Below are 383 nucleotides of genomic sequence, written 5' to 3' on the forward strand. Positions count from 1 at the left end.
GGCGCAGGCGGCCGTCGCCGCGCTGGCCCCCGGAGCGCCGCGTCCGCGCCTGCGCGAGGCCGCCGATGGCGACGCCACCAGCTTCCGCGTGATCCTGCCGACCATCGGCGGCGAGGACGGCCTCAGGCAGGCCACCGAGCGCATCGTCGCCGCCGGCATCCGCGACTATTACCCGTTGCGCCAGGGCGATGCCGGCAATGCCATCGCCCTGGGCCAGTACCGCAGCCGCGAGGGGGCCGAGCGCCGCCGCCAGGAACTGGCCCGTGCCGGCTTCAACGTCGACTTGATCCCCAGCGGCGGCAGCGGTCAGTCGCGCTGGTGGCTGGACCTGCGCGCCGACTCCGCGGCGCAGGCCGCGACCCTGCGCCGCCAGCTCGGCGCCA

The 383-nt window shown here is 76.8% G+C and carries 1 protein-coding gene; it reads left to right on the top strand.

Going from position 1 to position 383, the window contains the following annotated elements; all coding sequences use genetic code 11:
- Positions 1–383: hypothetical protein (locus D183_RS25210; protein WP_017910282.1), on the top strand; the 383-nt coding region annotated here is incomplete at both ends.

Source organism: Xanthomonas sp. SHU 199 (assembly GCF_000364665.1).
Taxonomy (GTDB): domain Bacteria; phylum Pseudomonadota; class Gammaproteobacteria; order Xanthomonadales; family Xanthomonadaceae; genus Xanthomonas_A; species Xanthomonas_A sontii.